Raw genomic sequence first — 14898 nt, forward strand, 5'->3', positions numbered from 1 at the left:
AATACTAATTTAATACTCTATTGAGAGAAAACAGGGAATATCAGCAAGAAAAAGCTTGTTCTCCAACATCAATGAGAGTTTACAAGCATAATCTACCTGTAAATTCAGCTTTTTGGCTTTGAAAATCTCAACTTTTGCATTAAAGTACAGCAGAGCCATTTGATCTATGTCTTTTGAAATAAAATACCTTCTATGCCAACTCCTGGTGCGAAGGAAAACGCCAGCCCAGTTAAGGGTTTATTAGTGATATCTGCATCTTTTTGATGATGATTAACACTATGAGGAGATTGGGAATCTTGACATTTGAGCAGCATCCTTTCTATCACAAATAATACAGAAGGACTCAGCATATTTCCATATTCTTGCAGTATTTCCCAACTAATCGCAACTTGATGATCGCTCAATCCTAAAGAGTGTTGTGCATTTTCAATAATGCGTGTGCCACCTGGATGAATTGCCCACAAATCTATACTATTTTTAGTCAGTGAATGGCTGGCTAAAAAGTTTTCGATCACTGGGGCGACACCGTTTTTAATGTATTCAGGTAAGTTGCGTGAAAGCTTACAAGTAATTCCATTATCGCGGATGCCAAGAACTATCCCGTCTTCGGTATTTTTGACAAGATAACTGAAATGATCTTGGATCACTACTTTCTTTTGAGCGATCGCCTCTTGTGCTTGACAAGCTCCAATCACAACAGCTGCACACCCATCACTAAAGATACTATGAATAATCACATCATTAATTTCATCTGCGAAAACTGCGTTCACAGAACTCAGTTCTAAGCAAACTACAAGCACTTTATCATTCGGATAAGCTCGGACATGATCGCACGCAATCCGTAATCCATTCATCGCAGCCGCACAGCCCATAAAATTGACTGTCACTCTGGCTGTATCTGGTCTCAACCCCAAATTCTTAATTAATTCTGTGTCTACACCAGGTGCAATAAAGCCTGTACTAGAGACAAACACAATTAGGCGAATCGCATCTTCAATACTCGATTTTGAATGTAAAGAATTATTATTCTCTACAGTGGTAGCAGCAGATTCTAATGCTTTTCTAGCAACTTTTTCTGCTAGGGGAACAGCATACTCCTTAAACAATTGCATTCGGGACTGAATCAATTTGTCTTTTGCTGTCAAAACCATTCCTTCTTCTGACACCAAATCGATAGCTAAGTGTCTGGTTTCAATCCGAGTATTCTGGTATATTTTGCCGATTCGAGATTGATTTTCAGCCAAGCTAGGTAGTTGAGCCACAAAATCGGCCGCATCGGCTTGGCGAATGACTTTATTTGGTGTACCAGTAGCAATGCTATCAATCGTTGGTAACAACTGGTGCAATCTAAAAAGACTAGTCTGTTCCAGACTCTGCGGCTCGGAAATGGGAATATGCTGATTCAAAGAATATTTAGTTGTTTGCTGATGTTGCTTTGCTGTAGTTTTAGTATTCATTGAGTCCTTGTCCTAATTGATTTGCGTTCATAACCGGAACTGCTGATATCAGGTGAGAGAAATTGTAGCGATGGGTGTTCTTCAATCACGCAGCAACACTTAAGTTATCAAAACAGAATTCAGTATGAATTATGTGTGAGTGGCGGATGAATAAATGGGTTGCAAATCCCTACTAAATCTACGATTTAGTGGTCTTCAATTAGTGGAGATAAGACCCACCACTAATTGATTCTGACTTCTGAATTCTGACTTCTGCTTTCTTCTTCAAGTTTGACATTCAGGTTAATAATTGGGCTGTGTGTAGCATCCGATGAATCTATTTTTGGTCTGTTATCTGTGACTAGCTTTAAATTGAACCAATCCCCACAAAGCCTTTGAGTATGTATTGCAATGATGTCAGTAATTCTTGGGGGTGAAGATGCTCTTGTAATATTCCGAGTTTGTTCTCTTTTGCTCTTCTGGATGGACTGAATAAATAATGGCTGAACAAAATTGGCAAACGGTCAACAAAGAAGTTTTTCGGTTTCAGCCAGGCGACGTTATATTTCTCTGCTTCTTCTCGAACAACATCTTCACTGATGATATTGGCGAAACCACTTTTTTGATAAGGCAGTACATGGTGTACCCGATGCGGACTCAAACCAGCCGATAAAAAGCAGTCAATATACTTGTTGCCTATCATCGTCAAATCATAAGAGTTTTGAATTTGAAAAACTGCCCAGTCGCCTGTCTGTTTGATAGCGTCATCTTTATCGACTTCTTCAAAGTCATGACTAGCAACAATCATAAATGTACTAATCCACAAAGTCAGGACGAATTGAGTTAACCAAGCTACTAAATCTCCATGTAAGTAGAACACAATTAATTCGCCAAACAGAAGTATCCGCATAGCAAATAGTCCGACATAATGCAGCAAACTTCCTTGCCAAGAACCGTATAAGTCTTTCACACCAAACTTAAAACCCAACATACATATCTCGAAAGAGCGCACAAACATACCAGTCAGAACATGAGCAAATTTATGTATGCTATGGACTGGAACTCGATAAAAACGAGGTAATTCCAGCATGGCGGTGAAAACATTTCTCTTGATATCAACTTCGCTTTGAGTACATGGATGGTGCATTAAACTATGACCATCGGTAACTACAAAAGCCATAGGAACGTAGTTAATATCGAAAATCTGTTCGACTGCTTTGTTTAAGCCTACTTGCGGCCTATGGATAAAGTAGTGACCAGCACCAGCTAAAGAAATCCTCAAAGCTATCATCAAAGGAACAAAGAGATACATGGGCATATACTCTGTAAAACCTAATCGCAGTACTTGTACAAGAATATAAAGAATACCCAATGTGACTGTAACCGCATCAAACCAAAAGTCCATTTGAGCGATTTTCTTCTTCATCTCTGGTTTATTGAGTCTGGTTTTAATCTGATCAAGAAGTTGTCCTTGGCTTTCAAAATCAAACTTGGGAGTATCTCTCCAACTGTCAAACCCTTCCCGAAATAAAAACTCTGGAGCCGCATATTTAGGATGGATATCTTCAGGTACACCCGGTCTATTCAAGGCATATTTTTGAAGAATTTTTTTGACCTTTTGAGGATTAGGATGAAAAATATTCACCAGTATGGTGATATCTCTATTTTTCATCCGCCCAATAAAGAATTCACCACCTGGATGTTTCTTGATAAAGTCAGATAAATCGTAGGCTTGTCCGTCGTATATCCATGCGTTGGGTAGAGTTGGTGGTTCCTGATTGTTAGGTTCTGGACGACCTTCATTCAAAGCTTGTTCAGGGTTGTCTTGTCTGACAGGTTGAGGAATCACTACTGGTGCTTCTTTGACTATCTCTTCGACAGTTCCTTCTAGCTTCGTCAGACTTTGGTTAATATGTTCCACAATGGCTGGATTCTGCATAACAGCGACTTCATTAGGTGCTTGCTCATTCTCCTTGCGTCTAAAGATGGGATTGTGCTTAAAAGCATTGGCTATTAAATTCATCAGACTATTGACTCCTGAAGATTGTGATGGTTCGATAGCTCAGTAAATACCAATTTGAACGTTTTCACAGATGTAATTAATCATCTGTTGTACTGTTGTCAGTTGTTTAGCTGCTTGATCAGTAATTTCTACGTCAAAAATTGACTCTAAGGCGATGAATAATTCAAGCATAGTTAAAGAATCGATGCCTAAATCTGCGTTCAAATTCGCTGTAGGAATAACTTTATCTGCGGCAATTCCTAGTTTATTCACAATAATGTTGCATATTGCCTGAAAAATTCCCAGTCTTTTGATTTGATTTTGATAAAAAACAACTTTGATTTCTTCTCCTAAAGCGACTACATCTTGTAACAGTACAACTAGACGCAAATAGCGTTCGTTATATTCGGGATCTAAGGCCTGATAATTATGGGCTTTCAACCAATTTTGACAAATTGCATAAGCATCGGTATGAAAGTTCCAAATATCCAATGTGATACCATCAATCAATGAGTTTTTGCTAGTTTTACCATCACTAGATAGATTATTTGGGTGTGCAGAGTTATTTTGTGAGATAACTAAAGACATAGTTCCTCAATGAGTTATTGCCATATTTGGTTTTTACCAATCCAAAAATTGTTTCTCCTACATTCAAAGAGAAATCATCAATAAATAAATTACTGGGTTTGCAAGAAGTTAAAAGTAAAATTACTTGATGTGACTGAACAGCAAAAATCGCAAAGGAAGATGAGATTAACTTCTTGTTGATAATCAATACTTGCTTATATTTAAGCGAAATAATTGTCTACAACCCACGAAAAATGATTTAGACGTATAATAACAGTGTTATTAGATTTGTGTATAGTAGGTAAAAGTTAAAATAATATAAACATTTTACCTAAAAATATTTAAGTCAATATTTTTAGGGTATACTATCAAAAAGATGCCAGCAGCAGCCAATACCCTTGGCGATAGAGGATAAATTGGTAGCGATTTGCATTCTCATGATGAAATATTTCGTGCGTATGGGAATACTAAATCTGATATTTAAGATTTGCTATTATGCTGAGTATTCCCGGATATCAGTTGGGTAAAGAACTATACAATGGTTCTAAGACTTTGGTTTATCGGGCTGTTAGAGAAAGCGATTCATCATCCGTAATTATTAAACTACTAAAAAATCCCTATCCTAGCTTTAGTGAATTGGTACAGTTTCGCAATCAGTATACTATCGCCAAAAATCTCAATTATCCGGCAATCATCCAAACCTACAGTCTAGAAAATTACCAAAATAGCTATGCCTTAATCATGGAAGATTTTGGCGGGATTTCGCTTCAGGAATGGGTAGCGGGAATTCAAGAATCGGCAGGAGGGGTAAATGTAGAATTTCTGCGGGAATTTTTACAAATAGCGATCGCCATGTGTAATTGCTTAGAGATACTATATCAAGAGTGCATTATTCATAAAGATATTAAACCTAGTAATATATTAATTAATCCAGAAACTAAACAAGTTAAATTAATCGATTTTAGTATTGCATCTTTATTGCCACGAGAAACTCATACTATTCTCAATCCTAGTGTTTTAGAAGGGACACTTGCCTATATTTCCCCAGAACAAACAGGGAGAATGAACCGGGGTATTGATTACCGCACTGATTTTTATTCTTTAGGTGTTACTTTTTACGAATTACTCACAGGAAAGTTACCTTTTCAACACACCGACCCGATGGAGTTGGTGCATTGTCATATTGCGAAACTTGCACCTTTAGCCAATCAAATTAACCCGCAAATTCCCTCTGTACTGGCTCAAATTGTCAATAAGTTGATGGCGAAAAATGCTGAAGACCGTTACCAAAGTACATTAGGATTAAAATTAGATTTAGAAAATTGTTTACATCAGCTAAAAGCAACTGGGAAAATTCAAGAATTTGCGATCGCTCAACATGATATGTGCGATCGCTTTATTATTCCTGATAAACTCTACGGCAGGCAAGTAGAAGTAGCAACTTTATTACAAGCCTTTGATAGAGTTAGTCATGGTACAACACAAATGATCTTAGTGGCTGGGTTTTCTGGGATTGGCAAAACCGCAGTCGTCAACGAAGTTCATAAACCAATTGTGCGTCAACGCGGTTATTTTATTAAAGGGAAATACGACCAATTTCAACGTGACATTCCTTTTAGTGCTTTTGTGCAAGCATTCCGAGATTTAATGGGGCAATTATTAACCGAAAGTGATATCCAAATTCAGCAATGGAAAAATAAAATATTAGATGCTGTCGGTGAAAACGGACAAGTAATTATTGAAGTGATCCCCGAATTAGCCAAAATTATTGGCGAACAACCAGCAGCAGTAGAACTATTTGGGACAGCAGCCCAAAATCGCTTTAACTTATTATTTCAAAAATTTACTCAAGTCTTTACCAGTGCAGAACATCCCTTAGTCATCTTTCTCGATGATTTGCAATGGGCTGATTCAGCATCGTTAAAGTTAATGCAGATATTAATGGCTGACACCAGTCATCTTTTATTAATTGGTGCTTACCGAGATAACGAAGTTCACCCAGGACATCAATTAATTTTGACTTTAAATGAAATTGCCAAAGACCAAGTGGCAATTAACACGATTACTTTAACAGCCTTAGACCGCGAAACCATCAATCAATTAGTTGCCGATACTTTAAAATGTTCTCTAGAGTTAGTCAAAAATATTTCGCAGTTAATCTATCAAAAAACTCAAGGGAACCCATTTTTTACAACACAATTTATCAAAGCATTATATCAAGATAATTTAATTAAGTTTAATTTAGAACTGGGCTGTTGGCAATGTGATATTACCCAAGTTACAACTCAAGCAGTGACAGAAGATGTTGTCACATTCATGAGTGGGCAACTACAAAAATTACCTTTAGCAACGCAACAAGTATTACAGTTAGCTGCTTGTATTGGCAACCAGTTTGATTTAGCAACTTTGGCCATTGTTTCTGAGCAATCAGAAATTGAAGTGGCGGCGGCTTTATGGAAAGCATTACAAGAAGGGTTGATTTTACCAATTAATGATATTTATAAATTTTATCAACAAGAGTCATTAGTCCAATTAGATAACGCTGAACAAAACACACAGGAAAAAAGACAAATAACCGTTGCTTATAAATTTTTGCACGACCGAGTACAGCAAGCCGCTTATTCTCTGATTCCTGATAATCAAAAACAAGCAACTCATTGGCAAATTGGGCAATTACTTCAGCAACAATTTTTAGAATCCGAGCAAGAAGAAAAACTATTTGATATTGTTGGGCATTTAAATCAAGGTAGGGCATTAATCACCCAAAAAAGCGATCGCCAGACCCTCGCTCAACTAAATTTAAAAGCGAGTGCCAAAGCGAAAACAGCTACAGCGTATGCGGCGGCTGTGGCTTATTTAGAAATTGCGATCGCACTTTTAGAACCTGACTGCTGGCAAATACAGTATGAATTAACTTTAGAAATACACACAGCCGCAACCGAAGCCAGTTATTTAAATGGTGATTTTGTGGCAATGGAAAAGTTTGCAGCATTAGTGTTGCAGCAAGCAAAAACTATTTTGGACAAGGTGAACATCTATGAAATTCAAATTGCTGCCCAAACTTCCCTCAGTCAAATGTTAGCAGCGATCGCAGTTGGCACAGAAGCTCTCAAAGAATTAGAAGTAGAATTCCCCACAGAATTAGACGCAGATTACATAAATGAAGCTTTAACAGAAGTCAAACAGCAACTAAACAGCAGAGAGATCGCTGACTTGATTGACTTACCCCCCATGAGTGAACCCACAGCACAAGCCGCAATGCAACTGTTAGGAATGTTGTTTGCACCAGTGTTTCTCGGAAATCCAGGTTTACTACCATTGTTAGGCGTAACAATGGTGCGCTTGTCGCTGGAGTTTGGCAATGCGCCTGCTTCCACAGTAGGATATGTGACTCATGGTATGGTGCTGTGTTCTTATTTGGGTGAAGTGGAAACAGGCTATAGTTTCGGTCAATTAGCCCTCTCCTTACTAGAAAAATTGAATGCTCAAAGCCGTAAATGCTGCACTCTGACGCTATTTGGATGTTTTGTTCAACATCGCCGACAACCAGCTTTGCAGACATTTGCCACACTCAAAGAAGCCTACAGAACTGGTGTGGAAACCGGAGATTTTCTTTATGCTGGTTACAGCATCATCATTTCTGTTTTTACTTCGTTTTTTGTAGGTACAGACCTAAACGCCTTAACACTAGAATTTCCCACTAATAGTGCAATCCTCGCCCAACTCAAACAAGGTTCTGCGGGGGTTTATTTGGAGATGATGCAGCAAACTATCGAGCAATTAAAAGAAACAGTCTCTCAACCAGATTGCTTAATGGGCAAAATCTATGATGAAACTGTGATGCTGCCAAAACACCAACAAGATAATGATCTCACAGGAATCGCATTTGTTTATATCTATAAACTGCTGCTTGCCTACTTGTATGGTAATTATTCCCATGCTCTCGGCTACATTTCCCAAGCTAAAGCTTATTTAATGGCTTTATCTGGATTGATTCATTTTCCTATTTTTCATTTTTATGCTGCCCTGACTTACTTAGCAAATATATCCACAGAGTTAGAAGCAAATAAAATTCTGACTGAGGTAGAAATTCATCAACAAGCTTTGTATGAATGGGCGCAATATGCAGCAATGAATCATTTGCACAAATGGCATTTAGTAGAAGCCGAAAAGTGCCGAGTGCGTGGTCAAAAATTAGCAGCCATAGAACATTACGACCGCGCCATAGCCCTTGCCAAAGATAACCAATTTCTCAACGAAGAAGCCTTAGCTAACGAACTAGCCGCCAAATTTTATCTGAGTTGGGGCAGAACAAAAATTGCTCAAACTTACATGATTGATGCCTATTACTGTTATGCCCGTTGGGGAGCAAAAGCCAAAATCATCGATTTAGAAACTCGTTATCCTCTACTACTGCTGACAATTCTGCATAAACAGCAAGTAGCTTTTAAACCAACAGAAACAGTCATTTCACCAGCGATTGAGGCAATTGATAGTTCCAGTTTTAGTAAAACTAGTCTGTCAAAAAGTCTTGATTTAGCAAGTATGATTAAAGTTTCGCAATCGCTATCGAGCGAAATTGAATTAGAGAAATTACTCTCCACCTTATTAGAAGTCATCTTGCAAAATGCTGGGGCTGATAAATGTGCGTTATTAATGCCCAAAGGTAATGCATGGTTTATCGAAGCACTGTGTCAACTTGAACAACCCAGCACCATTTTGCATTCTCTTCCCTTTGACAATCATCAAATTTTACCTGTGAGCTTGATCAATCAGGTGAAAAATACTTTAACCTTAGCTGTGATTGAGAATGCAGCTACTGAGCCAAACTTAGGGGCTGATCCTTATATATTAAAACACTCACCTAAAAGTCTTCTTTGCGCGCCGATTCTCCACCAAGGTAAATTGATTGGCATTTTATATTTAGAAAATAACCTAACAGTAGGGGCATTTACTCACGATCGCCTAGAAATTTTGAATTTATTAATTGCTCAAGCGGCTATTTCCTTAGAAAATGCTCAATTATACGCTCAATTAGAAGATAGAGTCAAAGAACGCACTCAAGAATTAAACCAAAAAAATGAGCAACTGCAAACAACTTTAAAAGAATTACATCGCACTCAAACACAGATGGTGCAAAGCGAAAAAATGTCAGCTTTAGGGCAATTAGTAGCCGGAATTGCCCACGAAATTAATAACCCTATTACCTTTATACATGGCAATTTAAATTACATTCATCAATATACCAACGACTTATTACATATACTAAATGCTTACCAAGTGCAATATCCCCATCCACCGGAATTTCTCAAAGCAGAAATTGACAATGTAGAATTTAACTTTTTAAAAGAAGATTTACCGAACATTCTCAAATCAATGTATTTGGGTTCCGATCGCATTCGGCAGATGGTGGTTTCCTTACGCAACTTTTCTCGTTTAGATGAATCAGAATATAAAGCTGTGAATTTACATGAAGGGCTTGATAATACATTAGTCATCTTGCAATATCGCCTGCAAGCTAAGACCGAACGTCCAGAAATTCAAATTATTAAAGAATATGGCGAACTACCCTTAATAAAATGCTACGCTAGGGAAATTAATCAAGTATTTATTAATTTGATTATCAATGCGATCGATGCTGTAGAAGAAAGTAATCGAGGACGCAGCTTTGCAGAAATTAAAGCTAACCCCAATCAAATTCGGATTCGCACCCTCACAACAGAACAAAACCAAATTCAGATTATCATTGCCGATAATGGCATTGGTATTCCTCAGGAAATTCAATCTCGCTTATTCGATCCCTTTTTTACTACTAAACCTGTAGGTAAAGGAACAGGTTTAGGGTTATCAATTAGCCATCAAGTGATCACAGAAAAACATGGCGGTTCAATTCATGTCAACTCTGTATTAAATCAAGGTACAGAATTTATCATTACATTACCTATTCCGGCAAATTAAGAGATGTCCCATTCAAAAAATATCCCCTTGATGGGGTAGCTAAGGAAGTAGGGGAGCAGAAAGCAGGTGCAAGGGGTAGAATTTTCCCCTCTGCCCCCTGCTTCCTGCCCCCCTGCGACCCCGTTTGTATCACACTTAAATTGAATTGGTATGAGTCCCTACTCCTACCCTAACAGGACTTGGTAAGTTCTGATGAATTTTGCGGCTCTTGCATTTGTGCCTTATTTGTGTGACTATGCTAAAAATTACTGTAACTTGCTCGATATAACGTAGTATTAACTGCACGTATGTTAACTAAGTATTTATTCAATAAAGTTATGAAGATTGTCGGCAACTTTCTTCAGAATTATGAAATATGGAGAATTAATACATTTGCTTTGTTTTTTGCTTGCGGATTAACTTTGACACTTGTTATATCTGCGTGTTCTTCTAACAATGCCAATAACTCTAGTGCAACACCAACAGCTAACTCCAGTCCAACCAATCAAGGTGTAGTGGTTCGTATTGGTTATCAAAAAGCTGCAACTATTCTCAGTGCGATTAAGGCACAGCAAGATTTAGAAAAGGCTTTTGCCGCGAGTGGTGCTTCCGTAACATGGTCAGAATTTCCTTCTGGCCCCCCAATGTTAGAAGCAATGAACGCTGGGAGTATTGATTTTGGCTACACAGGTGAATCACCACCAATCTTTGCCCAAGCAGCAGGTAATCCCTTAGTATATGTTGCTTACGACCCTTGGAGTACCAAAGCCGAAGCAATTATTGTGCCGAAAAATTCCCCTATTCAAAGCCTTGCAGACTTAAAAGGTAAACGAGTTGCGTTTGCCAAAGGTTCTAATACTAACTATCTATTAGTCAAAGCCTTAGAAAAAGGGGGAGTAAATTACACAGATATCAAACCTGCTTTTCTCCAACCTCCCGACGCGCGTGCGGCATTTGAGGGTAATAATGTTGATGCTTGGGCAATTTGGGACCCGTATTTAGCGGCGGCGCAAGCTGCTACAGGCGCACGTACCTTAACTGATGCCACTGGGTTAGCACCAAATCGTGGTTATTATTTAGCGGCGAAATCTTTTGTAGACAAGAACCCTGATGCTCTAAAAACAGTGTTGGAACAAGTCAAAAAAAGAAGCGACTGGGCAAAAAATAATCCTACAGAAGTCGCCAAATTTCTCGCGCCAGCATTGGGAATTGATGCTGGAGTGTTAGAAGTGGCAGAAAAACGCCGAGACTACGACGTACTACCGCTAACCGACGAAGTAATTCGCGCACAGCAGGAAATTGCCGATACTTTTTACAAAATCAAGCTGATACCGAAATCTGTCAATGTTAGCGAAATTGTTTGGAAAGGTAATCAATAAGAGGCAGAAGGCAGTCTTGATGAAACAAGTTTCATCACCAAGTATGAAAGTGAGACTGGTATTTTTACTCAGCACGGGCTAAACGCCCCGCTACCGCTAACAGCACTCAGCACTTTCAAGTCAGAAGGCAGGAGGTAAGAGGTAGTCTAAATCAAAAAGGAACATTCCCTACACCCTACACCCTTTTTTATAGATATGAATATCAATACTCAACGCATAAAAATTGATGTACTCGTCATTGGCGGCGGTACGGCTGGCACAATGGCAGGTATTAAAGCTAAGCAGGCAAATCCTGATGCAGAGGTGCTGATATTAGAAAAAGCTAACATACGTCGGAGTGGTGCGATCGCAATGGGGATGGATGGAGTCAACACCGCAGTCATCCCTGGCCACTCCACACCAGAACAGTACGTCAGGGAAATCACCCTCGCTAACGATGGCATTCTCAACCAAAAAGCCGTCTATCAAACAGGTAAATTAGGTTACGAAGTCATCCAAGAATTAGAAAGTTGGGGCGTAAAGTTTCAAAAAGATGCCCAAGGTAACTATGACTTAAAACAGGTGCATCGTGTGGGTAAATACGTCTTACCCATGCCAGAAGGTAAAGACCTGAAAACTATTCTTACCCGCCAAGTTAAACGCCACAAAGTCAAAGTCACGAACCGTGTGATGGCTACCCGTGTTTTAGTCAAAGACGGACGTGCTGTTGGTGCAGTCGGATTTGATGTCAGAAACGGCGACTATATCATCATTCAAGCCAAAGCCGTCATCCTCTGTACAGGTGCTTGTGGCAGACTCGGCTTACCCGCTTCCGGCTATCTCTACGGCACTTATGAAAATCCTACCAACGCCGGCGATGGCTATTCAATGGCTTATCACGCAGGTGCAGAACTCAGCAACATTGAATGTTTTCAAATTAATCCCCTAATTAAAGATTACAACGGCCCTGCCTGCGCCTATGTTGCCGGGCCATTTGGCGCACATACAGCCAATGCCGAAGGAAATCGCTTCATTAGTTGCGACTATTGGAGTGGTCAAATGATGTTGGAAATCTGGAAGGAATTAAACTCAGGAAAAGGGCCAGTCCAACTCAAAATGACCCATCTTGATGAAGATACAATTGCCGAAATTGAATCCATACTTTGGGCAAATGAAAGACCAAGTAGAGAACGCTTTCATCAAGGGAGAAATGAAGATTACCGCACCCACGGCGTAGAAATGCACATTTCCGAAATCGGCTTATGTAGTGGTCATAGTGCTTCTGGTGTGTGGGTAAATGAAAATGCCCAAACCACACTCCCCGGTTTATATGCAGCCGGAGACATGGCCAGCGTTCCCCATAATTATATGATTGGGGCATTTGTATTTGGTCGCATAGCCGGAACCCATGCCATTGAATATATCCAAGATTTAGATTTTGTTGAACCAGATGCCGATTTTTTAGAAACAGAAAAAGCCAGAATTTATGCCCCATTAACTCGACCCAATGGCGTACCCCATACTCAAGTCGAATATAAACTCAGACGCTTAGTTAATGATTATCTCCAACCACCCAAATCAGGCAACAAAATCGAAATTGGTTTGAAACAATTTGTCCAATATCAACAAACATTAGATTTAATGGGTGCGCGTGACCCCCATGAATTAATGCGCTCTCTGGAAGTACATTTTATTCGAGACTGTGCAGAAATGGCAGCCAGAGCATCCTTATATCGCCAAGAAACTCGCTGGGGGCTTTATCATTACCGCTTAGATTATCCCGAAAAAAATGATGATGAATGGTTCTGTCATGTCAATTTAAAGAAAGACGAGTCAGGACAAATGGTATTGTTCAAGCGTCCTGTAGAACCTTATATTGTCGAAGTAGACACAGCCAAAGAACTATACAATGTAGCTGTGAAGTAAAGTATTCAAAATGAACCCGCAACCTGCCTGTACAGTTCTTGAATCTGACGATCGCACTTACGTTCGTCTTACTCTACACGATGAATAAATCCAGTATACTCAATTAATTATTAATATGTTATTTCAAAAAAATATAACTTGCAATTTAACTAAAAATGACAGATTTATCACAAATTAGAATATGCTTTCTTGGTGAATCATTTGTTAACGGTACTGGTGACCCAGAGTGTCTAGGCTGGACAGGAAGAATATGTGTTTATGCTAATAAAAATGGCTATGATATTACTTACTATAATTTAGGAGTGAGACGAGAAACCAGTACAGAGTTAAGACAACGTTGGTTAAGAGAAACTGTTTATAGCGTTTACCAGATGAATATGACGGTAGAGTAGTATTTTCTTTTGGCGTAAATGATACAACTATTGAAAATGGTAAAACTCGTGTCGAATTATCTGAATCAATTGAGAAGGCCCGGATTATCTTAAGTGAAGCAAAGAAATTATATCCTGTTTTAATGATTAGTCCTCCACCATGTGCAGATAATCAGCAGGATCAAAGAAATCAAAGAATAGCAAATTTATCTCAGGAATTTTCTTTAATATGTAATGAACTGAATATACCTTACCTCGATGTTTTTACTCCTTTAAAACAGTCCAATATTTGGGTAGAGGAGGCCAAATCTTATGATGGCGCACATCCCAGAACCGCAGGATATACAGAGTTTGCCAATCTTGTACAAAATTGGAGTGGCTGGTTAAATTGGTTTCCTCATCTTTCGGGTAAAAAGTTAAACCAAAGTTTATCATAAATCAAATTTAAAATTTGCTGCCATTAGCTAAATAGTTTTTATTTATTCACTTAAATTCTTATAAAAAATGCCTATTTATAATTCCATTGGTCAACAATATTCCCAAACTCGCCTTCCTGACATTCGCATCGTCAATGCAATAACTAATCTACTCAATTTACCAAAGGGTAGCGTTATCGCTGATATTGGTGCTGGTACTGGTGGTTATAGTGTAGCCTTGGCTAACCAAGGATTGTTTGTTTATGCGGTTGAACCTTCTATTGTGATGCGACAGCAAGCGGTTGTACATCCTCAAGTTGAGTGGTTTACTGGCTATGCAGAAAATTTAGCTTTACCAGATAAATCTGTTGATGGTGTTATCAGTATTTTAGCGATACATCACTTTTCGCATCTCGAAAAATCTTTCCAAGAAATGCAAAGAATTATTAGAGATGGAACAATCGTTTTACTAACTTTTGATATTAGACTCGCGCAAAGAATTTGGCTTTATGATTATTTTCCCTTTTTGTGGGAAGATGCTTTACGATTTTTAACCCTTGACGAACAAATTAATTTACTTCAGCAGAATACTAAAAAGCGTGTTGAAGCCATACCATTTTTATTACCACACGACTTGTCTGATTTATTCGCCGCCGCAGCTTGGAGACGACCAGAATTATATCTGAAAGCCGAAGTACTTGCGGGTATATCATCTTTTGCGTTAGCTAATCAAGATTTAGTAGCGCAAGGATTAGAGTTACTTACAGCCGATTTAAATAGTGGAGAATGGATAAAAAAATATGGTGCAATTTATAATCTGCAAGAGATTGATATAGGCTATCGCTTTATTTACACAACATTCGATAAATCATGATGGGTAATAAT

Annotated in this window: 7 protein-coding genes and 1 pseudogene; 5 read left to right on the forward strand and 3 right to left on the reverse strand. The window is 38.7% G+C overall.

The genetic code is table 11. The features are described from left to right. Positions 1–164 precede the first annotated feature (164 nt). The 3 genes from H6G69_RS02060 to acpP form a co-directional block, all read right to left on the reverse strand. The gene (locus H6G69_RS02060) at positions 165–1457 is read right to left on the reverse strand and encodes a type III polyketide synthase (RefSeq protein WP_190681015.1); all 1293 of its coding nucleotides are present in this window, start codon (positions 1455–1457) and stop codon (positions 165–167) included. Positions 1458–1803: 346 nt separating this feature from the next. Then, complete coding sequence (locus H6G69_RS02065; protein WP_190681017.1) at positions 1804–3459, reverse strand: cytochrome b5-like heme/steroid binding domain-containing protein; 1656 nt, start codon at positions 3457–3459, stop codon at positions 1804–1806. Positions 3460–3498: 39 nt separating this feature from the next. Next, positions 3499–4026 carry an acyl carrier protein gene (gene acpP / locus H6G69_RS02070; protein ID WP_190681019.1) on the reverse strand — a complete coding sequence of 176 codons (528 nt, stop codon included), beginning with the start codon at positions 4024–4026 and terminating at the stop codon, positions 3499–3501. Between the two features lie 474 nt (positions 4027–4500). On the opposite strand from acpP, the gene H6G69_RS02075 reads away from it, so the two are divergent. From H6G69_RS02075 to H6G69_RS02095, 5 genes and pseudogenes are all read left to right on the forward strand, one after another. Further along, on the forward strand, positions 4501–9963 hold the full coding sequence (locus H6G69_RS02075; protein WP_190681021.1) for an ATP-binding sensor histidine kinase: 5463 nt from the start codon (positions 4501–4503) through the stop codon (positions 9961–9963). Positions 9964–10280: 317 nt separating this feature from the next. Next, complete coding sequence (locus H6G69_RS02080; RefSeq protein ID WP_242071946.1) at positions 10281–11321, forward strand: sulfonate ABC transporter substrate-binding protein; 1041 nt, start codon at positions 10281–10283, stop codon at positions 11319–11321. Positions 11322–11516: 195 nt separating this feature from the next. Continuing rightward, positions 11517–13226 carry a fumarate reductase/succinate dehydrogenase flavoprotein subunit gene (locus H6G69_RS02085; RefSeq protein WP_190681025.1) on the forward strand — a complete coding sequence of 570 codons (1710 nt, stop codon included), beginning with the start codon at positions 11517–11519 and terminating at the stop codon, positions 13224–13226. Positions 13227–13381: 155 nt separating this feature from the next. Further along, positions 13382–14034: pseudogene (locus H6G69_RS02090) on the forward strand (GDSL-type esterase/lipase family protein). A 67-nt stretch (positions 14035–14101) separates the two neighbouring features. After that, entirely contained in the window at positions 14102–14887 is a 786-nt protein-coding gene (locus tag H6G69_RS02095) for a class I SAM-dependent methyltransferase (protein ID WP_190681028.1), read from the forward strand. Positions 14888–14898 lie beyond the last annotated feature (11 nt).

Source organism: Nostoc sp. FACHB-110, assembly GCF_014697425.1.
Taxonomy (GTDB): Bacteria; Cyanobacteriota; Cyanobacteriia; order Cyanobacteriales; family Nostocaceae; genus Nostoc_B.

What these genes read in the sequence shown, in the direction of transcription:
- H6G69_RS02075 (WP_190681021.1), top strand. Translation starts at nt 4,501, where the DNA reads ATGCTGAGTATTCCCGGATATCAGTTGGGTAAAGAACTATACAATGGT.
- H6G69_RS02065 (WP_190681017.1), bottom strand. Translation starts at nt 3,459, where the DNA reads ATGAATTTAATAGCCAATGCTTTTAAGCACAATCCCATCTTTAGACGC.
- H6G69_RS02095 (WP_190681028.1), top strand. Translation starts at nt 14,102, where the DNA reads ATGCCTATTTATAATTCCATTGGTCAACAATATTCCCAAACTCGCCTT.
- H6G69_RS02060 (WP_190681015.1), bottom strand. Translation starts at nt 1,457, where the DNA reads ATGAATACTAAAACTACAGCAAAGCAACATCAGCAAACAACTAAATAT.
- H6G69_RS02080 (WP_242071946.1), top strand. Translation starts at nt 10,281, where the DNA reads ATGAAGATTGTCGGCAACTTTCTTCAGAATTATGAAATATGGAGAATT.
- H6G69_RS02085 (WP_190681025.1), top strand. Translation starts at nt 11,517, where the DNA reads ATGAATATCAATACTCAACGCATAAAAATTGATGTACTCGTCATTGGC.
- acpP (WP_190681019.1), bottom strand. Translation starts at nt 4,026, where the DNA reads ATGTCTTTAGTTATCTCACAAAATAACTCTGCACACCCAAATAATCTA.